Source organism: Shewanella sp. SM20 (genome assembly GCF_025654545.1).
In the GTDB taxonomy this organism is placed as follows: Bacteria; Pseudomonadota; Gammaproteobacteria; order Enterobacterales; family Shewanellaceae; genus Shewanella; species Shewanella oncorhynchi.
In genome coordinates this window covers 25,926-47,018 of record NZ_JAKKRK010000037.1, presented here as the reverse complement: position 1 = coordinate 47,018, position 21,093 = coordinate 25,926, and the positions used below count along the sequence as shown (strand labels likewise).

Annotated in this window: 22 protein-coding genes and 1 other RNA gene; 13 read left to right on the top strand and 10 right to left on the bottom strand. The window is 45.8% G+C overall.

Annotated elements, in window-relative coordinates:
* Positions 1-8 precede the first annotated feature (8 nt).
* The 5 genes from L5M18_RS15575 to L5M18_RS15555 are packed head-to-tail and all read left to right on the top strand — an operon-like array spanning position 9 to position 3,402.
* Entirely contained in the window at positions 9-782 is a 774-nt protein-coding gene (locus tag L5M18_RS15575) for a sulfite exporter TauE/SafE family protein (RefSeq protein WP_198572204.1), read from the top strand.
* The gene (locus tag L5M18_RS15570; protein ID WP_206765984.1) at positions 773-1,441 is read left to right on the top strand and encodes a primosomal replication protein; all 669 of its coding nucleotides are present in this window, start codon (positions 773-775) and stop codon (positions 1,439-1,441) included. The genes L5M18_RS15575 and L5M18_RS15570 overlap by 10 nt, the downstream gene beginning before the upstream one ends.
* Before the next feature lie 9 nt (positions 1,442-1,450).
* Complete coding sequence (locus L5M18_RS15565) at positions 1,451-2,140, top strand: DUF2057 domain-containing protein (RefSeq protein ID WP_173245600.1); 690 nt, start codon at positions 1,451-1,453, stop codon at positions 2,138-2,140.
* Positions 2,141-2,169: 29 nt separating this feature from the next.
* A complete protein-coding gene (locus tag L5M18_RS15560; RefSeq protein ID WP_263144443.1) occupies positions 2,170-3,078 on the top strand; it encodes a histone deacetylase in 909 nt (302 codons plus the stop codon).
* 33 nt (positions 3,079-3,111) lie between these two features.
* Positions 3,112-3,402, top strand: coding sequence for a late competence development ComFB family protein (locus L5M18_RS15555; protein ID WP_028760452.1), 291 nt, complete (start codon positions 3,112-3,114; stop codon positions 3,400-3,402).
* A gap of 219 nt (positions 3,403-3,621) precedes the next feature.
* Here the strand turns inward: L5M18_RS15555 and ffs are convergent.
* The 8 genes from ffs to pspA form a co-directional block, all read right to left on the bottom strand.
* Positions 3,622-3,719, bottom strand: an RNA gene (ffs, locus tag L5M18_RS15550) — signal recognition particle sRNA small type.
* Positions 3,720-3,978: 259 nt separating this feature from the next.
* Entirely contained in the window at positions 3,979-4,341 is a 363-nt protein-coding gene (locus L5M18_RS15545; RefSeq protein WP_263197635.1) for a ComEA family DNA-binding protein, read from the bottom strand.
* Positions 4,342-4,567: 226 nt separating this feature from the next.
* Positions 4,568-5,761: a methionine gamma-lyase gene (gene megL / locus L5M18_RS15540; RefSeq protein WP_263197634.1), complete on the bottom strand. Its 1,194-nt coding sequence runs from the start codon at positions 5,759-5,761 to the stop codon at positions 4,568-4,570.
* Between the two features lie 341 nt (positions 5,762-6,102).
* The gene (locus L5M18_RS15535) at positions 6,103-7,311 is read right to left on the bottom strand and encodes a YcjF family protein (protein ID WP_263197633.1); all 1,209 of its coding nucleotides are present in this window, start codon (positions 7,309-7,311) and stop codon (positions 6,103-6,105) included.
* Positions 7,308-8,768 carry a YcjX family protein gene (locus L5M18_RS15530; protein ID WP_263197632.1) on the bottom strand — a complete coding sequence of 487 codons (1,461 nt, stop codon included), beginning with the start codon at positions 8,766-8,768 and terminating at the stop codon, positions 7,308-7,310. Before L5M18_RS15530 ends, L5M18_RS15535 begins: the two co-directional genes overlap by 4 nt.
* 113 nt (positions 8,769-8,881) lie before the next feature.
* The gene (gene pspC, locus L5M18_RS15525) at positions 8,882-9,268 is read right to left on the bottom strand and encodes an envelope stress response membrane protein PspC (protein WP_028760457.1); all 387 of its coding nucleotides are present in this window, start codon (positions 9,266-9,268) and stop codon (positions 8,882-8,884) included.
* Positions 9,255-9,494 carry an envelope stress response membrane protein PspB gene (gene pspB, locus L5M18_RS15520; protein WP_006081138.1) on the bottom strand — a complete coding sequence of 80 codons (240 nt, stop codon included), beginning with the start codon at positions 9,492-9,494 and terminating at the stop codon, positions 9,255-9,257. Before pspB ends, pspC begins: the two co-directional genes overlap by 14 nt.
* A gap of 17 nt (positions 9,495-9,511) precedes the next feature.
* Positions 9,512-10,195, bottom strand: a complete 684-nt coding sequence (gene pspA, locus L5M18_RS15515) for a phage shock protein PspA (protein WP_006081137.1) — start codon at positions 10,193-10,195, stop codon at positions 9,512-9,514.
* 177 nt (positions 10,196-10,372) lie between these two features.
* Here pspA and pspF point away from each other — a divergent pair, with 177 nt between their 5' ends.
* The 8 genes from pspF (at position 10,373) to L5M18_RS15475 (ending at position 18,503) form a co-directional block, all read left to right on the top strand.
* Positions 10,373-11,464, top strand: a complete 1,092-nt coding sequence (gene pspF, locus L5M18_RS15510) for a phage shock protein operon transcriptional activator (RefSeq protein ID WP_263197631.1) — start codon at positions 10,373-10,375, stop codon at positions 11,462-11,464.
* A gap of 69 nt (positions 11,465-11,533) precedes the next feature.
* Positions 11,534-13,159, top strand: coding sequence for an ABC transporter substrate-binding protein (locus tag L5M18_RS15505; protein ID WP_028760460.1), 1,626 nt, complete (start codon positions 11,534-11,536; stop codon positions 13,157-13,159).
* The gene (locus L5M18_RS15500) at positions 13,159-14,190 is read left to right on the top strand and encodes an ABC transporter permease (RefSeq protein ID WP_028760461.1); all 1,032 of its coding nucleotides are present in this window, start codon (positions 13,159-13,161) and stop codon (positions 14,188-14,190) included. Before L5M18_RS15505 ends, L5M18_RS15500 begins: the two co-directional genes overlap by 1 nt.
* Positions 14,177-15,067 (top strand): ABC transporter permease subunit, encoded by an 891-nt coding sequence (locus L5M18_RS15495; RefSeq protein WP_006081133.1) that lies wholly within the window; start codon positions 14,177-14,179, stop codon positions 15,065-15,067. The genes L5M18_RS15500 and L5M18_RS15495 overlap by 14 nt, the downstream gene beginning before the upstream one ends.
* Positions 15,068-15,070: 3 nt before the next feature.
* Entirely contained in the window at positions 15,071-16,078 is a 1,008-nt protein-coding gene (locus L5M18_RS15490) for an oligopeptide/dipeptide ABC transporter ATP-binding protein (protein ID WP_113938851.1), read from the top strand.
* Positions 16,059-16,844 carry an ATP-binding cassette domain-containing protein gene (locus L5M18_RS15485; RefSeq protein WP_263197629.1) on the top strand — a complete coding sequence of 262 codons (786 nt, stop codon included), beginning with the start codon at positions 16,059-16,061 and terminating at the stop codon, positions 16,842-16,844. The genes L5M18_RS15490 and L5M18_RS15485 overlap by 20 nt, the downstream gene beginning before the upstream one ends.
* Positions 16,845-16,949: 105 nt before the next feature.
* Positions 16,950-18,152 carry an enoyl-ACP reductase FabV gene (gene fabV, locus L5M18_RS15480; protein ID WP_105252933.1) on the top strand — a complete coding sequence of 401 codons (1,203 nt, stop codon included), beginning with the start codon at positions 16,950-16,952 and terminating at the stop codon, positions 18,150-18,152.
* Between the two features lie 138 nt (positions 18,153-18,290).
* Entirely contained in the window at positions 18,291-18,503 is a 213-nt protein-coding gene (locus L5M18_RS15475) for a molybdopterin-binding protein (RefSeq protein WP_006085368.1), read from the top strand.
* A 193-nt stretch (positions 18,504-18,696) separates the two neighbouring features.
* On the opposite strand, the gene L5M18_RS15470 is transcribed toward L5M18_RS15475, so the two are convergent.
* Together L5M18_RS15470 and hupB are read right to left on the bottom strand one after the other, a co-directional pair.
* Positions 18,697-20,562, bottom strand: coding sequence for a SurA N-terminal domain-containing protein (locus L5M18_RS15470; protein WP_028760465.1), 1,866 nt, complete (start codon positions 20,560-20,562; stop codon positions 18,697-18,699).
* A gap of 225 nt (positions 20,563-20,787) precedes the next feature.
* Entirely contained in the window at positions 20,788-21,060 is a 273-nt protein-coding gene (gene hupB, locus L5M18_RS15465) for a nucleoid-associated protein HU-beta (RefSeq protein ID WP_006081127.1), read from the bottom strand.
* Positions 21,061-21,093 lie beyond the last annotated feature (33 nt).

Below are 21,093 nucleotides of genomic sequence, written 5' to 3'. Positions count from 1 at the left end.
ATTAAAATTTGGAGTTGTTACTCGAGCCCAGTCATTGGGCCCTGTTGGCAGTCATAGGTCTTATCGCTGGATTCATTGATGCCGTCGTGGGTGGCGGTGGCCTATTGTCGATCCCCGCACTGTTAACCTTAGGCATTGCGCCGCATACCGTATTAGGCACCAATAAGTTAGCCGCAAGCTTTGGCTCTTTTATGGCGGCTTGGACCTATTATCGCAAGCACCTCTTTAAACCCTCGTTTTGGTACATGGCTTTTATCGCCACCTTTATCGGCGCGGTATTGGGCAGTTTCTTAGTCTATTTAGTCGATACTCAATGGCTCGAAAAGGTCCTACCCTTGCTGATCATTGGCATCGCCATTTACAGTTTAGTCAGCCCCAATGCGATGTCAGACGTTAACTGCCAAGTACCAACCAGCAAGCCGCCAGCCAAGCAACAATGGCTACAGGGACTGGCTTTAGGCACTTATGATGGTTTTGCAGGCCCAGGCATTGGCGCATTTTGGACCGTCACATCTGGCTCTTTGTATAAACTGCCTTTACTGCACAGTTGTGGCCTTGCCCGTGCGATGACTTTTACCAGCAACTTGACCGCACTGACTATCTTTGGCTGGCTTGGGCAGGTAGAGTGGCAAATAGGTCTGTGGATGGGATTGTGCATGATGTTAGGCTCATTTATCGGTGCCCGCTGTGCGATTAAATTTGGCATGCCCTTTATCCGCCCACTGTTTATTTTGATCGTGCTAATGATTGCAGCGAATTTGGCATGGAGCGCATGGTTGTGAACACCCAACAATTAATGGTGATGCTGAAGAATCAGCTTAAAGCCTTAGAACAAGAAGTGCTGCAACACGATAATCGACTAGCCCCGCCACAGCGCAAACTCCTGCAAGAAACAGAGCGTTTTAATCACTCGCTGTTTGTCCAACACGGCGCCCAACTCGGCCCCTGTATTGAACAAATTCGTAGCAGTATTATGCAGCTCGAAAAACAAATTAAGCTTAAACTCGCACCCCAGACCATTGCCCTGAGCTGTGAGCGGATCCAAGATAGATTTACCGCAGTCAAACGGGCCTTGCTGACCACTTCTATTGACATTAAGTCTAAAACTCAGCAGCGTGCCAGTAGCCGTGCCCGTTTTGCCCAGCGCCAGAATCAGTCTCACCAAGCCAGTGGTTTCGATTGGATCGCCAATAACGTGATGCAAAATAGTCATGAGATCTACGAAGAATTGAACAAACATCTGAATTGGGCGAAAAAATTTGAACAAAAAATTGAAGAAATGGAATCAAAACTTGAAAACTGTCATAGTGCTGACAAAATAAAATTGCAAAATGACATCCTTTTGATGCATCGTCGTCTAGGGAAATGCAGGCAAGCTATTAGTTATATAGAAGATCGCATTCAAATATTCGAACGCCCGTATCAGAGTAATAACCGTTAAGGAGTAACAATGAAATCACTTTTGCCAATTAGCAGCCTGCTAGTATTACTCGGATCTGCCTCAGCCTTCGCTGCAGATCTGAACATTCCTATGTCATTTGAGTACCTTGCTCTTGATGGTAAAAAAGTCGAGTCGAGCGTATTCAATCATAAAAGCAGCTTAGAATTGGCCCCCGGCACTCACAAAATCGCCATTCGTTATCATGAAATGGTAGAGGATGATTTTAGTGACAGCCAAACCTTTGTTAAGTCAGCACCTTTCATCGTTACTTTAGATGTTGATGGCGACCATCAATATTACCTGCAAGCGGCCGAAGGTGAAGTCGTTAAAAAGCCTAAAGTTTACGCGCAAAACCCACAAGTCAAATTAACCCGTAGTGACAAAGGCAACGTCAATTACCAAGTGGTGAATACCAATTTAGAAGAAGAAAGCTTCGTCTCTCGCCTTTTCAGTGGTAATCAAGCCGTTGACGTATCCGGTACTGCCGCAGCAGCAACCGGTGCCGCTGGAGCAGTAGTAGCCGTTGCACCAGCACCCGTGACAACATCGGCGACCGTTAACGCAACATCACTCACCGCCCCCGTAGACACCTCTAAAGCAGCAGGGGCAAACCCACAACAAATGTTGCAATACTGGTGGCTACAAGCGGATGAAAAAACCCGTAAAGAATTTATGAGCTGGGCAATTTCACAGCTATAACAACTTGCGATAACGAGGTTTAGTCAATATTGACTCTGATCCCACTGGTTTATCACGCCAGCTATTCAAAGCTGGCGCTTCCTCCCCATCACAGATTTCCCACCACTAAATACGCACATTTACGGCAGTACTTACTCGATAACCACATTGCCACGACTGCACAGTTCCACGCACCAACGGCCATGAATGCAGAAGATGTAATACAAGTGCATCAACGCGAATATGTAGAGCAATTTATCGCGGGTACCTTGCCAACAGCGGCGCTAAGACGGATTGGTTTCCCGTGGAGTGAAGCCTTAGTTGAGCGTACCTTGCATTCAGTAGCAGGCACCACACTCACAGCTTCATTAGCCATAAATCAGGGTATTGCCCTGCATCTCACGGGGGGCTACCATCACGCCCATTACAATTTTGGCAGCGGCTATTGTATTTTCAACGACCTTATCCTCGCGGCCAGAAATGCCATCGCAAGCCATCAAGTACACAAGGTACTGATTTTTGATTGCGATGTGCATCAAGGTGACGGCAGTGCAACCCTCAGCCACCAACATCAAGGGATCATCAGTTGCTCGATTCACTGCAAAGAGAATTTCCCGAGTCGTAAGCAGTATTCCCACCATGATATTGAACTAACCAAAGGCAGCGATGACAATCTGTATCTCGAAACCGTGGAGCAGACACTCGCCCTCCTTATACGAATCCATCAACCAGATCTGATTCTTTATGATGCTGGGGTCGATATTCATCAAAATGACGATCTTGGCTTGCTCAATATCAGCCAAGAAGGACTGTTCAGACGGGATTTAACTGTGTTATCAATGGCAAAATCGGAAAATATTCCAATTGCAGCCGTGATAGGCGGCGGCTATAGCAGAGACGCACTACAATTAAGCCAAAGACACAGCCAACTTTTTATTGCGGCAAACCATTTGTGGTAGCAAACTCAATGAAAACCGTCATGGAGCATAACGATGCAACTCGAAATCCGTAATTACTACGAAGTTCTTTTAATGGAAATATTGTCAGATGAAGGACTTATGGACGAGCTTCCTGAAGACTATCTCGCCGACTTATGTTGCGTGACCTTAAATCAACTGCCTGTGCGCTACATACGCCACCTCGTCGATACCTACTTCTTTGAAGACTATAACGAGCTGCAGGAATTAAAGCGTGAGATCCAAACCGCACTCGAAAAGTCCCGCGCCTTTCTTAAACAAAATCTGCAAAAAAGATTACAGGAAGAAGCCGAAGCAAATCGCTAATCTTGCTAAGAGTTACTATTGAGAGCATTTTTAGCAGTTGTAGTTACAAGAACAGAAGCAGGCAATGGATTATCTCATTGTGCAGAAATATTAATGCTATAAATGATTAACGGCAGAAAACGGAATATAGTCTGTAAGCTAAAATATTGAATAACATAAATTGAGTAGATATAGAGAAGTACAACGGAAATAAACTGAGGGACTGTTGAATTGGAGGTTCCCCTAGAGCCGACACCCCGGCACACGAGTCGCTTGCTGCGGTTGCTCCCTTCCGGGCCTGGCCGAGTTCACAAGTTATCATTGCGGGGGGACCCTAGGGTCACCATAACTTCGAACATTACTTTGAATGACATAAACCAAAGCATTGCTTGAACGCGGAGGATTATCCCCCATGGACCCTAAGGGATCAAGCGCTAATCGATAAGATCTCTTAATATCCCACCTAACTGCACAATCTATAAGCAAATGGAGTGATTGAAATGATAAAAGCCTGCAAATGCAGACTTTTATATATGTTTTACTGAATCTCTTATCATAAAAATCAGTAGGCTACAGCGCAATCATCGCCAAAGGTGGTTACAACTTGATCAAATGGCGATTTTGCTCAATTATCTTAGCCCCAACACCAGAGACATTCGCTAAGTCATCTATAGCATTGAACTTACCATTTTTAGTGCGATAGTCGACAATCGCTTGAGCCTTTGCGGCACCAATCCCTTTGAGTACGAGTAACTGCTCGGCTGAAGCGGTATTAATGTTGACTTGAGCGGCATCTGGCATAGCTTTCTTCACATCCGATGCCATTTCACCCGCTTCAGTTTTAGCCTGTACTTTCACGGCGGCCTTGGTTGGGGTTTCTGTTGCGATTGTTGGGCTTGCCAAAAAAGCCGTTAATACTATAGCACTCATAAAAGCAGGTATACGATTTGTGGTTTTCATAACAATTCCTCTATTCCATGATTTGCGGCCTTTCGTCCTACTTCCGTGGCCTCAAATCAAAAATAGTCTAAGCTGTCCCGAAATACCAAATCGGCGTCATAAATATTCACTATCGCTAAACTTCTGTCTTCGGCTCAATGAGCCAGTGCTTGACTATGATAAAAAGATGCAAAAAGCATCCTTTTATCATTCAAATAGCTAACGGTCTTTAAAATAACAACATTCATTAAGCTAATCGAGCTAGCGCTTGGTTCAAGTCGGCGATGATGTCGTCACAATCTTCTAAACCAATAGAAATTCGCAGCAAATTATCACCAATCCCAGCGGCAGCCCTCGCCTCTGGCGTATAAGGTGAATGCGTCATCGATGCAGGATGTTGAATCAGGGATTCAGCATCACCTAGACTCACCGCAATTGAGAACAACTTTAGATATCCGACAAAGGCCATGGCTTCTTCTAAATTTGCCGCCAGTTCAAACGCGATAACACCACCAGCACGTTTCATCTGCTGGCCAATGAATTTATGCCCTTGATGAGATTTAAGCCCGGGGTAATACACACGTGTAATGCTTGGATGTTCCGCCAAAAACTCTGCCACGCGCTGGGCACTATCGCAATGGCGCTGCAAACGCACATCTAAGGTTTTAAGGCCGCGTAAGATCAGCCAAGCATCATGTGGCGATATCACAGCGCCAATATCCTTTAAAATTTCATACTTCACTTTATGGAGCTGTTCTTCACTGCCACACACTATCCCCGCAATCACATCGCCATGGCCATTGAGATATTTAGTCGCACTGTGGACCACCAAATCAATACCAAAATCCAGCGGCCTCTGCAGTAATGGGGTCATAAAGGTATTATCGACAATACTGACCAACTGATGACGTTTGGCAATATTCGCAATTGACGCTAAATCAAATACCTGCAAATGCGGATTGACAGGGGTTTCACAGAAAATGACCTTAGTATTGGATTTAATCGCCGCTTCTATTTCTGCTTCCGATGAAAAGTCCACTAGGGACACTTCAATACCAAAGCGGGCAAACTGAGTCGTCATTAGCGCATAAGTACAACCGTATACGGCATTCGACGCCACTAAGTGATCGCCCATCTGCAAATTAGCCAGCAATGCGGCGGATACTGCGCCCATACCAGAAGCAGTTGCTGCTGCGGCCTCAGCCCCTTCTAAAATCGCCATTTTACGTTCAAGCTCGGCAGTTGTCGGATTCCCTAAGCGCGTGTAAATATACCCCGGCTCATTACCCGCAAATCGCTCACCACCTTGCTGTGCAGACTCAAACACAAAAGTCGCACTTTGGTAAAGCGGCGTCACTAAGGCACCAAAGGCCTCTAGCTCATGGCCGCCATGAATAACCTGTGTTGCCGCCTTCCACATCTTGCCTGACTCATCTTGCATACCTAGCTCCTTGTCATTGGCATTGAGCAGTTCCCGTTCTTGATTGATTGTTGGTGTGGAGCGCTCAATGCCCGCATTATGGATAATCTAATAGATAAGTTAATGAAACATTAGCCCTATCGAATAAGCCCTACCAGAACGCGGCCAAGCACTGAAGCCAGTAGCATGACGAAAATAGCAGCGATCAAAAGTGTAATTAACTTGTTACATAGCACTTTTACGTCGCACTTAGTCATTCTCTTTATCTGCAAGAATCATAAAAAATGCGCTAAGGAACAAGTCCATTAGCGCATCTACTTTCGGCTATTTGAATCGTTTAATCATATGATATTCAATAGCATCTACTCTTTAGACTTATCTTTAGATGACCGCGATACCCTATCATCAACATCGGCGAACTGGCCTTTTAATGCGTCGCGACCTTCTTTGGTAAACAGCTTGCCTGAAAACTGCTTAAGTTCGATCAACAATTCCTGATGCACTTTAGACAATTTAGGCCTTTGATCTTCTCTAAACACAATCGGCCGACACAGCGCCATGGCTTGATATCCAAGGCGCGCCGTTAGCATACCGCCGCCTAAACCTTGGGCCAAGCGAGCAGATAATTTACCTGTCATTTCAACCGATAACAGCTGTGTCCCTAAATCAGTGACTAACTCACTAGTGCCCGCATAAATAATATTAATGATGATACTGCGGATAAGTTTAATCCGGCTCCAATAACCTAACTCAATGCCATAACAACGGGCCACATCGCGCAGCATACGTTGATTACGCCAGAGGATAATCGCCATATCGAGCACTGCTAACGGACTGGCCGCCAGTAGCACTGCCGACTCAGCCGCATAGCGTCGCACGACTTTTTTGGCCAGTTCATCTCGCTCCGTCAGCACTAAGTCCTCGAATAACAAGACTTTCTCGGCATCATTATGCTCATCTTTTAATGAACGGCGAAGTTGCTGCAACCCTTTGCTGTCGCCATAGTGGCAAACGATATTATCGATAAAGCTGTCTGCTTCACCCATTTGCATGCTCTGCGCTAGTCTTGCACCTGTTTCTTGAGTATCGGCAACCTGTTTGAGTCGCTTGAGCTTACGGTATTCACTGACTGCGCCCGCCAATGCCCACGCACTGACCACCCCAAGCACCACACCATAAAAACTGAACAACCAAGGGCTCTCAAGCCAAGCATCCCTCAGTCCTAATCCTGTTTGAACGACTACAAGCAGCAATAAACTCACAGCTGCTAGACGGGCGAGCCAAGACCAACGCCGTGATTTTACAAGTTGAGGCGATACCGATTTAGCATCAATCATTTTGGGATGAGCTGACAGCGTTTCATCCATCAATTCCTCAATATCGGCAGCCACTTCTTGCACTGGCGTATGGGGATCAAAGGCCTTCGCCCCTTTAAGATCCTCTTTGCTGGATTTGAGCTCCACGACTTGTGGGTCAAACAGCTGCTGCTTTTTCAGCGCCTTATGCTCAAATGAGTGTACAGAGGAATTAGAGGCCTGCTCATTAGCGTTATCCGATAGCTTTAGCGTCATTCCAACTTATCTCCCAGTAAGTACTGCAGCAGATGATCGAGACGAATATGGTCAAAATGCACTTGAGAAGGGTCAACATTAACATTGCTCGGCGGCGCGAACCCAACAAAATTAAACCCTTGGTCACGCCAAAAATGCGCTTCAGGTAAGCGAGTGGGCACTTCGCCGGGAAACAAGGTCAGGGCTTTACCATTGAGTCCCATCCCCTGCACGACTTCGACCTCACCGTCTTGAGTTGTCACCATGCCATGGCGAGTCGCCTTGATGGCGCTAATCGCCATCGTCTCCACTTTACAACCATCGAAACTGGCAAAATGCTGGCTGTGTTTCAACATATCGGTCAGCAGGGACAAAACATGGCTCTGCTGATCGCGAGTCACATGGTCAACCTTGCTCGCGGCAAACAACAAACGGTCTATGCGGGGTGCAAATAACCGCCGTAAATAACTCGATTGGCCAAACTGAAAGCTTTCCATAATGGCATTGAGCGCCGCACCCATATCCTCAAATTGCTTTTTACCGCGATTCAACGCACTAAAACAGTCAACGAGTACTAACTGCCGATCAAAACCGGCAAAGTGGTTTTTATAGAAAGGCTTAACCACTTTAGCCACGTATTCTTGATAACGTTTTTCAAGTACATGGAATCCACTGTGTTTATCGCTTTGCGAAAGCTCAGCAAACTTTTCATCATTAACCAATAACAGGGGGAAAAAAGCCAATAAGGGAGCCCCCTGCCATTCACCCGGCAATAACATGCGCCCAGGTTGCGCTTGGTAATAACCTTGCACGTGCACTAAATCATTGAGTAATAGCTGATATTGATCGGCAATCTGCTTTAATTGCTGCTCATCGGCGCTGGCGGCTAAATCCAATGATGTCAAAGATTGCTCAAACTCAGCATACAAGGGTGAGCTTTTAAGATTCTCGATGCGAACTTGTTGAGCGCGACACCAAGTTACAAAGTCTTGGCGCAGCATAGGTAAATCGAGTAACCATTCGCCAGGATAATCGACTATATCCAAATACAAGGTGGCGGTATCAGAAAACTTGGCCAGTAAGCCTTTCTTAGGTTGGTATTTAATAGCCAATCGTAACTCAGAAATAGTACGGGTAGAGGCTGGCCAAGTCGCAGGTTCGGAAGTGAGCGCTAACATGGCGCCTTGATAATCAAAACTGGCGATTTCAAGATCCGGCTGCATGGCACGCTTAACACCGAGCAAACGCTGATCGCGGCTCACCTGCCACAGTGGCAAAGCGCTGTTGTTGCGGGCGTGGGGTAAGGTTGAGACAGGTCCAGAATTGAGTAACTGATTGACTAACCCCGTGATAAATGCGGTTTTTCCCGCACCAGAAAGCCCAGTCACGGCCAAACGTAAATGCCGGTCTGCGGTGCGATGTAGCAGGGATTGGCCCTTTTGGGTTAATTTATGGAGCGAGGCATCAAGCATTCCCATAGAGACTTCCCTTATGTCGAATGATGTTAACTTATGTCAAGTGATGTTGACTATACACTGGAATGGAGCAGAGATTAAGCAACAAGGGCGGACATGGCCGCCCTTTAGAAGGGTTACAAACTATTGATTTGTCTTTTTAAATCAAAGTTGTCAGAGGTGACATGGCGTTCTAAATTTTGTAGCCTAACTTCTAGACTTCGAAATTGACGACTCACGTCGCTTAGCGCTTGCTTTGCGGGTTCTCCCGACTGCCACGGCTTCTTCTTCACCTCGATATCGTCTCTATCGTAATGCTTTTGCGGCTTGATGTCTAAAATCACCCACAAAGCGACATAGATGATAAATACCACACCTGAGCCGCCGAGTAAGAAGATAGACACAGTCAGCACTCGCACTAACCAAGTTTCAATCGCAAAGTACTCGGCAATCCCTGCACATACACCCGCTATTTTGCCTGACTGGGGAATACGGTACAAAGTACGGCCATTAGATCCTCTCATGTTTCCCCCTCCATTCGGGCGATTCTGTATCCAGAATGGCCTCTAAGGTCTCGATACGCGCCGCCATTTTATCGGCCTTGGATATCAAATCATTGAGTTGTGAAAACTCTTCCTCAGTGAGTCCCTGGCTCACTTGTCGCTTACTGCGATAATGAAGAACTAACCATATTGGCGCGACTATCACCATGAAAATAATAATCGGCGCCATTAGCACGTCCATATCCATAACTCACCTCTGAATTGTTATTCTTTTGACTTAGTTGGCGCTTTACCTTTTACCTTGGCTTTGAGCGCTGCCAGTTCTGCATTCACAGAATCTTCCGCTTCTAGCGCCGCAAACTCATCGGCTAAGGTCTTCTTGCTGCCAAGATCGTAAGATTCAACTTGGGCTTCTAAGCCTTCGACACGGCGCTCATATTGCTCAAACTTGAGCATAGCATTGTCGATCTTGCTTGAATCTAGCTGCTTTTTCACTTCTAAGCGTGATGACGCTGTTTGAGTGCGCAAAATAATGGTCTTTTGACGCGCTTTTGCATCGAGCAGCTTTTCTTGCAACATGCCCACTTCATCTTTCAAGCGTGCGATATGTTCATCGATGACGGCTAACTCTTGATTCAGCGTATCGGCTAAACCGGTCGCTTTTTGTTTTTCAACTAAAGCGGCTTTCGCTAAGTCTTCACGGTCTTTGGACAGTGCCAGTTCAGCCTTATCTTGCCAATCTTGCACTTGCTCTAACACGCGGTTGATACGACGTTGCAGCTCTTTCTTTTCAGCTAACACTTTAGCTGAGGTAGAACGCACTTCAACGAGTGTGTCTTCCATTTCTTGGATAATCAGTCGAACCATTTTTTCTGGGTCTTCGGCTTTATCCAGCAATGCGCTGATATTAGAGTTAATGATATCGGCGAAACGAGAGAAAATTCCCATAATCCTATCCTCAAATTGATGTTGGTCTCGTATAAGGTAATACACTAACCGTGCCAACTTTGATTTATTATTTAAATACAGACATTTAAACAAAATATTAACTTTTACTTCCTTTTACGCTTCAAGCCACTTATTATCATTTTCACCAAATTTTAGCGCGAAAGACTAAAAAATATCGTGGATAATAAATTTCAGCAAGACAACCTTATCGGTCAATCCAACGCCCTACTCGAAGTGTTAGAACATGTGTCGCAAATAGCGCCTCTGTCTAAACCCGTACTGATTATTGGTGAACGTGGCACTGGTAAAGAGCTTATTGCCGAACGCTTACATTATCTGTCTAAGCGCTGGGATCAAAGTTTTATTAAGCTAAACTGTTCATCTTTGAGTGAAAATTTACTCGAGAGTGAGTTATTTGGCCATGAGTCAGGAGCCTTTACTGGCGCCAAAGGCAAACACGAAGGCCGCTTTGAGCGCGCCGACGGCGGCACCTTATTCCTCGACGAATTAGCCAACACCTCAGGACTTATCCAAGAAAAGCTCCTGCGCGTCATTGAATATGGCGAATTTGAGCGGGTCGGCGGCAGCAAAACGGTGCAGGCTGATGTTCGTTTAATCTGCGCCGCCAACGAAGATTTACCATCACTTGCTGACGCAGGCGAATTTCGTGCCGACTTGCTCGATAGACTCGCCTTCGATGTAATTACTCTGCCACCACTGCGTTGCCGCCCAGAAGACATAATGACGCTGGCGGAATATTTCGCCGTTGGCATGGCGCGCCAATTAAAGCTGCAGCTATTCAGCGGTTTCAGCGCCCATGCGGTCGAGCAATTAATGACCCACGACTGGCCGGGTAATATCCGTGAACTTAAAAACGTAGTCGAGCGCAGCGTTTACCGTAATGGTGGTGAAAATAGACCCATCGATCATATTACCCTCGATCCCTTTGCTTCACCGTATCGGCCTAAAACTCGGATCAAGACCCGCGAACGTCAAATCACCTCAGTTGCGCCAACAACTGTTGCCAGTACGCCACAATCTGCGCCGATATTTGAGGCTGAAGTACAAGTCAATACTGAGTATTCAACAAATTGCTTTAATTTTCCACTGGATTTTAAAGAGCAAACTGAGAAGTACGAAATGGATCTGATCCAGCAGGCACTTTCAAACAGCCAATATAACCAAAAGAAAACCGCCGACATGCTCGGATTAAGCTACCACCAACTGCGTGGCATCCTTAAAAAGTACAATTTACTTGATAAAGCATAAGCAGATTGCCCACGGGGGAGATGCACTGCTAAAATAGCCGTTCATAGTCGATAAAATAATGATTTATAAATGAGTGTGCTAATTAGACGCCTGTGCCTAACAACTGCAGTTTCTTGCATGAGTTGGTTGTTGGTCGCGTGTGGCCCCCAACGACTCCCTTCTGGTTTGGTGTATTGCTCCGAAGGGAACCCTGAGTCTTTCAATCCGCAATTGGTGACATCTGGCACAACAATCGATGCCACCTCGCATCAAATTTATAGTCGCCTAGTGGATTATGACACTCAGTCAGGCAAGCTTGTCCCTGCCTTGGCGACGAGTTGGGCCATGTCTGATGATGGCTTAAGCTATCGCTTCACTCTCAGGGAAAACGTGCAGTTCCAGCATTCAAAACGTTTTTACCCAACTCGCCCCTTTAATGCCGACGATGTGTTGTTCTCCTTTAATCGTATTATCGATACCCAGCATCCTTATCATTTTGTCTCCCGCACGGGTTATCCCTTCTTCCAAAGTATTGGCTTTTCTCAGCAAGTTAAAGGGATAGAGAAGATAAACGATCATGAAGTGGTCTTTTACTTAACCCGCAAAGACGCTTCTTTTCTGTCGAATTTAGCCACCGACTTTGCGGTGATCTTATCAAACGAATACGCGCAGCAGCAGTTAGCTTTAGGTCATCCTGAAAACGTCGACCACTTTGCCATTGGTACAGGACCGTTCACCTTAGTGCAATACGCTAAAAACGAATATATCCGCTATCGCCGTAATCCCGATTTTTGGGGAGAGCCAGCAAAAATCGATATGCTGGTATTTGATATCACGCCCAAAAGTACAGTTAGGCTCGCTAAGCTTATCGCGGGGGATTGCAGCGTTTCTGCGCTGCCCAAAGCAGGTGAACTGCCTGTTATCAAACAGCATCAAGAATTAAACATCGAATCACAACCAGGTCTTAACGTAGCATTTTGGGCCTTTAATACACAAAAGCCACCGTTAGATGATGTTCGCGTACGTCGTGCACTTGCCTATGCTGTTGATAAACAAAATATCCTGCGAGCGGTTTATCAAAATACTGCCATTGAAGCCACCGGCGTTCTGCCGCCAGCATCATGGGCTTACGAAAATAACAAAGGACTTGTCGATTACAATCCGCAAAAAGCACGCGACCTATTAAAAGAAGCTGGTATAAAAAATCTCAGCATCAATATTTGGGCCATACCGGTTGCCCGCGCTTATAACCCCAATTCGTTGAAAACGGCCGAATTAATTCAATCCGATTTAGCAAACATCGGCGTAAAAGTGAATATCGTCAGTTACGATTGGAGCGTATTTAATCAGAGACTGAGCCGCGACGACTATGATTCTGTGCTGATTGGCTGGAATGCTGATAACAGCGATCCCGATAACTTTTTTAATCCGCTGCTGAGCTGCGCAGCAATGCAATCGAACAACAATCGTTCTCGCTGGTGTAACCCTGAGTTTGATGCCATCTTAAACAGCGCAAGGGAAGTATCAGATCAAGCGGAACGTAAAGTGATTTATCAACAAGCAGAAGCCTTTTTAGCTGAACAAGTACCTATGCTGAGTCTGGCCCATGCCAAACGTGTAGCGTTAACTCGCAGTGATATCAAGGATATGCAGCTTACGCCTTTTGGTGGGATTTCCTTCACCCATACTAGCCAAGCACCACAGGAGGCGAATTAATGTTTACATACCTACTGCGTCGCCTCAATTTATTTCTTGCTACTTCGTTAGTCATGGTAGGTGTCTTATTTTACGCTACAGGCTTGTTTCCAGTTGAGCGCACCTATGCACTCACTGGCATACATACACCGACGGCGACCCAACTGGTTCAAATAGAACAAGACTACAAATTAGATAAAAACCAAGCGTGGCAATTTATCGCTTACCTACAACAAAGGCTTAGCGGTAATTTAGGGATTTCAGTCACGTCACATCAAGAAGTCGCCGAAGAACTCAGTGCCGTCCTGCCCGCCTCCTTCGAACTTGCTGTGATGGCGGGCATTATCGCAATTTGCTTGGGCGTGCCCTTAGGCGTGCTCGCCTCCCAGAGTCAACATAAGCTCACCCAAAATACCATTATGGCGATTACCCTAACGGGCTACTCTGTACCCGTATTCTGGTTAGGCCTTTATCTTTCGCTTTGGTTTGGCGTCGATCTTGGTTGGTTACCAATTTCGGGACAAATCAATTTGCTCTATGAAATCAAGCCCGTCACTGGCTTTATGCTAGTGGATACCTTGTTGTCAGAGTCTGAATACGGCATGTCGGCATTTAAAGATGCCCTGCTGCATATCATTTTGCCTGCCACAACACTGGCCGTGTTACCTTTTACTGTAGTGGTTCGTAGCACCCGTTCGGCAATGGTGAATGTGATGAATCAAACCTTTATCCGCGCCGCCGAAGCCAGAGGCATGCATACTGGCACGATTATACTGCGCCACGCCCTGCCCAATGCGTTAATCCCCGTACTTAAACATTTAGGGCTAATGCTTGGCTCATTTGCCAGTTATGCCATAGTGGTTGAAATGATTTTCTCTTGGCCTGGTGTAGGATCTTGGCTAGTTTCAGGGATTTACCAACGGGACTATACTGTTATCCAAGGTGGGATTTTGGCCGTGGCCCTATTGATTATCTTCCTAAGTATCTTGATTGAAGTGCTGCACACAGCCTTTAATCCACTGAGCAGAAAAGACCTTTATGCCACCAGTTAAAATTTATCAAGAAGATCAAATTGCCTCCCCGACTATGCGGGTTTGGCTTAACTTTTCGGCTAATCCTTTCGCCTTAGCGGGTCTATGGACGATTGCATTTCTGCTCTTGCTAACCCTGTTTGGCCCTATGATTGCGCCCTTTCCGCCAGAGGCACAAGATCCAAGAGCCTTGCTGTTGCCACCCTCTTGGGACCCTTCAGGCACAGTGGCGCACTTTTTAGGGACTGACGATCTCGGCCGCGATATTTTCAGCCGATTATTACACGGCGCGCACTTGACCTTTGGCATGGCGCTGCTGATCGTCGTTACCGCTTTATTCACAGGCTTTATCATAGGGTCGTTGTCGGGCATGATGCGGGGCTTAAAATCCAGTATTCTCGGGCACTTACTCGATGCGCTGTTATCGATTCCTTCATTATTAATGGCCATTTTAGTGGTCGCTGTAATGGGACCAGGGCTTGAAAACGTGTTCTGGGCGGTCGGGATTGCCTTAACCCCACAATTTGTGCGCTCCATACACCAGTCAGTGCATGAAGAATTACAAAAAGAATATGTCACAGCCGCGCGTTTAGACGGCGCGAACTCGATGCAAATTTTTTGGTATGTCATTATGCCAAACGTGTGGGAAGTGGTGATTATTCAAACCACACTTGCCATTTCAGCTGCTATTTTAGATATCGCTGCCCTGGGTTTTTTAAGCTTGGGCGCACAGGCGCCGAGTCCAGAATGGGGCGCAATGGTCGCCCAAGGGATGGATAATTTACTAACTGCACCTTGGGCCGTAACTATCCCAGGCTTAGCGATTCTTTTCAGTGTGCTTTCCATTAACTTGGTTGGCGATGGCCTACGGTCGGCGCTTGCGCCCATCAGAAACTAACTTATGCCCTTACTCGACGTACGAAATCTAACGATTGAACTCGATACGCCCCACGGTAGAGTGCGGGCGCTAGAAAAAGTCAGCTTAACGCTCAATGCCGGCGAAATTCATGGGCTAGTGGGTGAATCAGGCTCAGGACGAAGTTTGTTAGCAAGAGCGATTTTAGGCATCCCCGGCCCCAACTGGACTATTACTGCAGACCGCATGATGTGGGATGGCAATAACTTGATGGCCATGAGCTCAAAAGAGCGTCGTAATCTGATGGGTTCAGACATGGCGATGATCTTCCAAGATCCGTCTGGCAGCTTAGATCCAGCACAAACCGTCGGCAGTCAGTTAATGCAAGCTATGCCTAAAAATCCCAACGCCTATTTTTGGCAACGGCGCAGGCATGCGCGACTTACGGCACAAAAATGGCTGCATAAAGTCGGGATCAAGAATCCGCGTCAGGTGATGTCTAGCTACGCATGGGAATTATCCGAAGGTGAATGCCAAAAGGTGATGATTGCGATGGCGGTTGCTAACCAGCCTCGCCTCTTGATTGCAGACGAACCAACAAGCTCGATGGAGCTCAGCACTCAGGCGCAAATTTTCAGATTATTATCCCAATTAAATCAATTACAAAACGTATCGATTCTATTGATCAGCCACGAACTGGAAACCTTAGCCCAATGGTGCGATCACTTATCCGTGCTCTATTGCGGTCAAGTCATGGAATCTGGGCCGACGGACGAAGTGATTAAGCAGCCTTATCATCCTTACACTAAGGCGTTACTCGAAAATATGCCCGACTATTCAGGCTCAGGTGGTCACAAGGCGATTATGCCTACCCTACCGGGTTCTGCGCCCGCCTTACAGCATTTGCCTATTGGTTGTCGTTTAGGGCCACGCTGCCCTGAAGCACAAAAAAAATGCGTTAATCAGCCAAATTTGAGTCATATCAAAGACCGCTATTTTGCCTGTCATTTCCCTTATCACGGCGAAACCCATAATGACGACCCCACTGCTTAAAGTTAATGACCTTTATAAAAGATATGATACTGGTTATAAAGGCTTTTCCCGCCAATATAACGATGCATTAGCGCCCGTATCTTTTGAACTCGAACGCGGTGAAACCTTAGCGATCGTGGGTGAGGCGGGTTCAGGTAAAAGTACCCTCGCCCGCATTTTAGTCGGTGCAGAGCCCCGCAGCGGCGGCGAGATTTTTTTCGAAGGTGAAGCCTTAGATAGCCGCAATGTGAAGCAAAGATGCCGCTTAATTCGGATGATTTTCCAAGATCCGAATACTTCACTGAACCCGCGCCTAACGATTGGTCAATTACTCGATGAGCCGCTGCGTTTCAACACCCAAATGACTGCGCAATCGCGGCACACCCAAGTGGTCGATACCTTACGAAAAGTAGGTTTATTACCCGAGCACGCGGAGTTTTATCCGCACATGATTTCCGAAGGGCAAAAACAACGAGTCGCAGTAGCACGAGCCTTAATGCTTAATCCTAAAATTATCATTGCCGATGAAGCATTAACCGCTCTGGACCTTTCGGTCCGTTCGCAAATTCTTAATTTGCTGTTAAAACTGCAAAAAGATCTCGGCTTGTCTTATATCTTCGTGTCCCATAATCTCAATATTATTCGCCATGTCAGCGATAAAATTATGGTACTGCACAAAGGTGTAATGGTTGAAAAAGCTGATACAGAACAAATATTTAACTCACCAAAACATGAATACACCCAGAGGTTGGTCCAAGAGCAGAGTCTGTTTGTTCACAAACGCTAAACTGCTCCAACCACTTAAATAATCAGGTGAATTGGCTAAAAATAGGTGCCATTTACCCGCCGAAATATTTATCCTATTGGTCATTTTGATAGAAGAAGCTTAAATATGATTATCAAACCAAAAATTCGTGGATTCATTTGTACCACTACACACCCTGTCGGTTGTGAAGTAAACGTTCAAGAACAAATCACCTTAACTAAAGCAAAAGGCAAGATTGCTAACGGCCCGAAAAAGGTATTAGTGGTCGGTTCATCAAGTGGTTATGGTCTGTCTTCACGTATCGCAGCCGCTTTTGGTAGCGATGCCGCAACGATTGGCGTGTTCTTCGAAAAGCCAGGTACTGAAGCGAAACCAGGTACTGCAGGTTGGTACAACTCTGCCGCTTTCGACAAATTTGCTAAAGCGGAAGGTTTATATTCTAAAAGCATTAACGGCGATGCCTTTAGCCATGAAGCTAAACAAAAAGTCATCGAGCTTATCAAGCAAGATCTTGGTGAAATTGACATGGTTGTTTACTCACTGGCATCACCAGTGCGCAAACTCCCTGATTCAGGTGAGCTTATCCGATCAGCTTTAAAACCCATTGGTGAAACTTACACAGCGACTGCCGTTGATACCAATAAAGACTGCATCATTGAAGCCACCGTTGAACCAGCAACTGAGCAAGAAATTGCCGATACTGTCACTGTTATGGGCGGCGAAGATTGGGAACTGTGGATTAAAGCCTTATCTGAAGCCGGTGTATTAGCCGATAACTGCAAAACCGTAGCCTATAGCTATATAGGTACAGAACTGACGTGGCCAATTTACTGGCACGGCGCCCTTGGCAAGGCCAAGATGGATCTGGACCGCGCAGCAAAAGCGTTAAATGAACAACTGTCAGCCACTGGCGGCAGCGCAAATGTTGCAGTGCTAAAGAGCGTTGTGACTCAAGCGAGTTCGGCCATTCCTGTCATGCCTTTATATATCGCTATGGTATTCAAGAAAATGCGTCAGGAGGGTCTCCATGAAGGTTGTATGGAGCAAATCTATCGCTTATTCAGTGAGCGCCTATTCCGTGCCGATGGTGCAAAACCTGAGACCGACAGTGATAATCGCTTACGTTTAGATGACTGGGAACTGCGTGAAGATATTCAGCAACACTGCCGTAATTTGTGGCCACAAGTGACCACAGAAAACTTATCAGAATTGACTGATTACCGTGAATACAAAGCTGAATTTATTAAGTTATTTGGTTTTGGTATCGAAGGTATTGATTACGATGCCGACGTTAACCCATACGTTGAGTTTGACGTTATCGAACTCTAATCGACTCGATAGCGAATCACTGCTTATCACAAACGTTAAACGCCACTTTTTAGTGGCGTTTTTATTTATAACTCCCAGATTAAGATGCGCTACACTAGCTGCAGTTGACCCCTAATAATCCCTCAATAAGGAAAATCAATGAAAATTAGCGCAAGAAACACCCTCAGCGGTACAATCAAATCCATAGAAATGGGCGCTGTAAACAATGAAGTGACAATCGAACTTGCACCCGGTGTCGTACTGACCTCTGTGGTGACTAAAGCTTCCTGTGAGCGCCTAGGGCTCAAAGTGGGTGATTCGGCTTATGCCCTCATCAAAGCCAGCAGCGTAATGATTGGCGTTGATGATTAACCATTCAATTCAGTAACGTGGCGATTGAAGTAATGGAATATGGAGTCTGACAGTGTTGCTATAGAGGATATCCTTCGAACTTCATAGGTACACTTTATCGAATTAAAAAACAAAAAGGCCAAGTGAACTCACTTGGCCTTTTCTATTTAATCAGTCGGATAGTAAATTTAATAACTCGCTATCCTCACTGAAATTATTCTTCTACAGGGTAAAGCACCTTAGCATTGGCTTTAAGCGAATCGATCAAGCCACGGTAGTCTGCTTCACTGTATTGTGCGTTCAGACGTTGTTTAAGTGCATTAACTAGCTCATCACTCACACCTTCTGCAGCGTTGACTTTATCCAGTGCAACCACAGCATAACCGTTTGCTAAACCAACGGTATCGACAACAGGAGTTGTACTTGGTGTTGGCATTTGGAACGCTTTGCCTACAATCGCAGCATCAACGTCTTGCGCGCCACGGCCTAGTTTCGCTTTAGACACTAAACCAAGATCAGTTGCACCCGCTTTAACTTGTGCCATCAGCTCCTGTGCTTTTGCACGGGCGGCTTCGTTTGCTTGATCTTGCTTCAAGCGCTCAGTGATGTTGGCTTTCACTTCAGCTAAGGCCAAAGTACCCGCATCGTGATGTTCTTTCACTCGGATAACAACCACATGGTTAGGTTCAAGCTCAATCACTTCACTGTTTAAACCTTTCAGCATTACAGTTTCAGAGAAGGCCGCTTTAACTAAGTCAGGCTTATTTAGCTCAGCAGGTGCGTTATCGCGAGAAAACAGTGCTGTAGTCTTAACATCAACGCCAACAGCTTTTGCGGTTTCAGATAGTGTATCTGGCACTTCATAGCTGGTATCCGCTAATTTACTTTGTAAGCTATAGAACTGGTCAACCGCTTTCTTATCTTGCAATTGAGCCACTATCTTAGCTTTCACATCAGCAAACGGTACAGTCGCGCCAGATTGCACATCTAATAGCTTGATAATGTGGAAACCAAAGTCTGTTTTAACCACCGCAGAATGTTGGCCTTTATTTAATGCAAATAAAGCGGCATCAAATGCGGGGTCCATTACACCAGGTTCAAACCAATCCAGTTTACCGCCCTGCTCTGCACTCAAAGTATCATCAGAGTTAGCTTTAGCCAGATCAGCAAAATCGGCACCGCTATCTAATTGCTTAGCGAGATCTTCAGCCTTGGCTTTTGCTGCCGCTTCATCGTTACCTGGCATAACCAAAATATGCGCGGCAAGACGCTTCTCGTTAGAAACATATTGTGCTTTATGTTCTTCGTAATACGTTTGTGCTTCTTCATCAGAAACTGGATTATTTTTAGCAAAATCAGCAGCATTCAGTTCAACATATTCTAAGCTCACCATCTCAGGGCTCATAAACTGCCCTTGGTTTGCGTCATAATAGTTTTTCACTTGCTCGTCAGTCACAACCGCTGTCGCTAAGAATGGTGCAGAATCGACAATAACATAGCGCACATCACGGGTTTGGCCTTGTAACTCAGCCAATTGCTTAGCTTCACCAGGTAACACGAATTCAGTACCCACAAGGGCTGCAGTTAACTGACGACGGGTCATATCGACACGCATCATGTCTCTGAAAGTCTGTGGCTGATAACCTAACTGACGCAGAATCGCCTGATAACGATCGTTATCAAATTTGCCATCAGTTTGAAATGCCGGTTCAGCTCTCATTGCAGCAACAATTTGCTCGTCAGATACACGTAGACCCATAGCCTTAGCAGCTTGATCTATCAACTTGTCAGCCACTAAGCGTTCTAATACGCTCTGCTTAATGCTTTGTAAGTATTTTTCGTCAGCAGATAACGCAGCAAACATTTCACCTAGCTGTTGCTCCATGCGAGAGCGCTCGCTCTGGTACGCCTGCTCTAGCTCGGCTTTAGTGATCTTGTCACCGTTCACTTCTGCCGCAGGCACATCAGTTGTTGAACCTAAGTAACTACTGACTCCTGCAAATGCAAAAGATAAAATCACAAGTACGAGAATGCCTTTAGCAATCACGCCTTGCGAACCATCGCGGATCTTTTCTAACATCAGATTTCTCGCTTGTTGCGATTAACAAAATAAAAAGGCGCATCAGGTTGAGATGCGCCTTTCTGTAATTTATGGGGAATATTCAGACGCTACCACTGGTAAATTCTAAAACCCCGAGTAATGGTAGAAATTAAGCTTCATATTCCATTACTTTCAATTCGTAAAAAGCACTGATAAACAGTGCTTGTCATTACGAACGCCTTACAAAGGCTACGATATTAATGATTAATTAACAGCGTCTTTCAGTGCTTTACCAGCTTTGAATGCAGGAATTTTAGCTGCTGCGATTTTGATTTCTTCACCCGTTTGTGGGTTGCGACCAGTACGCTCAGCGCGTTCACGCACTTCAAAAGTACCAAAACCAACAAGAGAAATTTTATCACCTTCTTTCAGACCTTCGGTCACAGCAGCGATAAAAGAATCCAGTGCTCGGCCAGCAGCGGCTTTAGAAATGTCAGCACCAGATGCGATTTTCTCGATTAGTTCAGATTTGTTCATGTCATCCCCTTGAATGTAATTTTTTTGCGCCGC

Excerpts from the sequence above, each read along its gene's own strand:
- L5M18_RS15555 (WP_028760452.1), top strand. The coding sequence starts at position 3,112 with ATGCAACTCGAAATCCGTAATTACTACGAAGTTCTTTTAATGGAAATA.
- L5M18_RS15505 (WP_028760460.1), top strand. The coding sequence starts at position 11,534 with ATGAGTGTGCTAATTAGACGCCTGTGCCTAACAACTGCAGTTTCTTGC.
- L5M18_RS15530 (WP_263197632.1), bottom strand. The coding sequence starts at position 8,768 with ATGGGAATGCTTGATGCCTCGCTCCATAAATTAACCCAAAAGGGCCAA.
- L5M18_RS15500 (WP_028760461.1), top strand. The coding sequence starts at position 13,159 with ATGTTTACATACCTACTGCGTCGCCTCAATTTATTTCTTGCTACTTCG.
- fabV (WP_105252933.1), top strand. The coding sequence starts at position 16,950 with ATGATTATCAAACCAAAAATTCGTGGATTCATTTGTACCACTACACAC.
- pspB (WP_006081138.1), bottom strand. The coding sequence starts at position 9,494 with ATGGATATGGACGTGCTAATGGCGCCGATTATTATTTTCATGGTGATA.
- L5M18_RS15495 (WP_006081133.1), top strand. The coding sequence starts at position 14,177 with ATGCCACCAGTTAAAATTTATCAAGAAGATCAAATTGCCTCCCCGACT.
- pspA (WP_006081137.1), bottom strand. The coding sequence starts at position 10,195 with ATGGGAATTTTCTCTCGTTTCGCCGATATCATTAACTCTAATATCAGC.
- L5M18_RS15535 (WP_263197633.1), bottom strand. The coding sequence starts at position 7,311 with ATGACGCTAAAGCTATCGGATAACGCTAATGAGCAGGCCTCTAATTCC.
- L5M18_RS15470 (WP_028760465.1), bottom strand. The coding sequence starts at position 20,562 with ATGTTAGAAAAGATCCGCGATGGTTCGCAAGGCGTGATTGCTAAAGGC.
- L5M18_RS15475 (WP_006085368.1), top strand. The coding sequence starts at position 18,291 with ATGAAAATTAGCGCAAGAAACACCCTCAGCGGTACAATCAAATCCATA.
- megL (WP_263197634.1), bottom strand. The coding sequence starts at position 5,761 with ATGCAAGATGAGTCAGGCAAGATGTGGAAGGCGGCAACACAGGTTATT.
- L5M18_RS15565 (WP_173245600.1), top strand. The coding sequence starts at position 1,451 with ATGAAATCACTTTTGCCAATTAGCAGCCTGCTAGTATTACTCGGATCT.
- hupB (WP_006081127.1), bottom strand. The coding sequence starts at position 21,060 with ATGAACAAATCTGAACTAATCGAGAAAATCGCATCTGGTGCTGACATT.
- L5M18_RS15485 (WP_263197629.1), top strand. The coding sequence starts at position 16,059 with ATGACGACCCCACTGCTTAAAGTTAATGACCTTTATAAAAGATATGAT.
- pspC (WP_028760457.1), bottom strand. The coding sequence starts at position 9,268 with ATGAGAGGATCTAATGGCCGTACTTTGTACCGTATTCCCCAGTCAGGC.
- L5M18_RS15545 (WP_263197635.1), bottom strand. The coding sequence starts at position 4,341 with ATGAAAACCACAAATCGTATACCTGCTTTTATGAGTGCTATAGTATTA.
- L5M18_RS15570 (WP_206765984.1), top strand. The coding sequence starts at position 773 with ATGGTTGTGAACACCCAACAATTAATGGTGATGCTGAAGAATCAGCTT.
- L5M18_RS15490 (WP_113938851.1), top strand. The coding sequence starts at position 15,071 with ATGCCCTTACTCGACGTACGAAATCTAACGATTGAACTCGATACGCCC.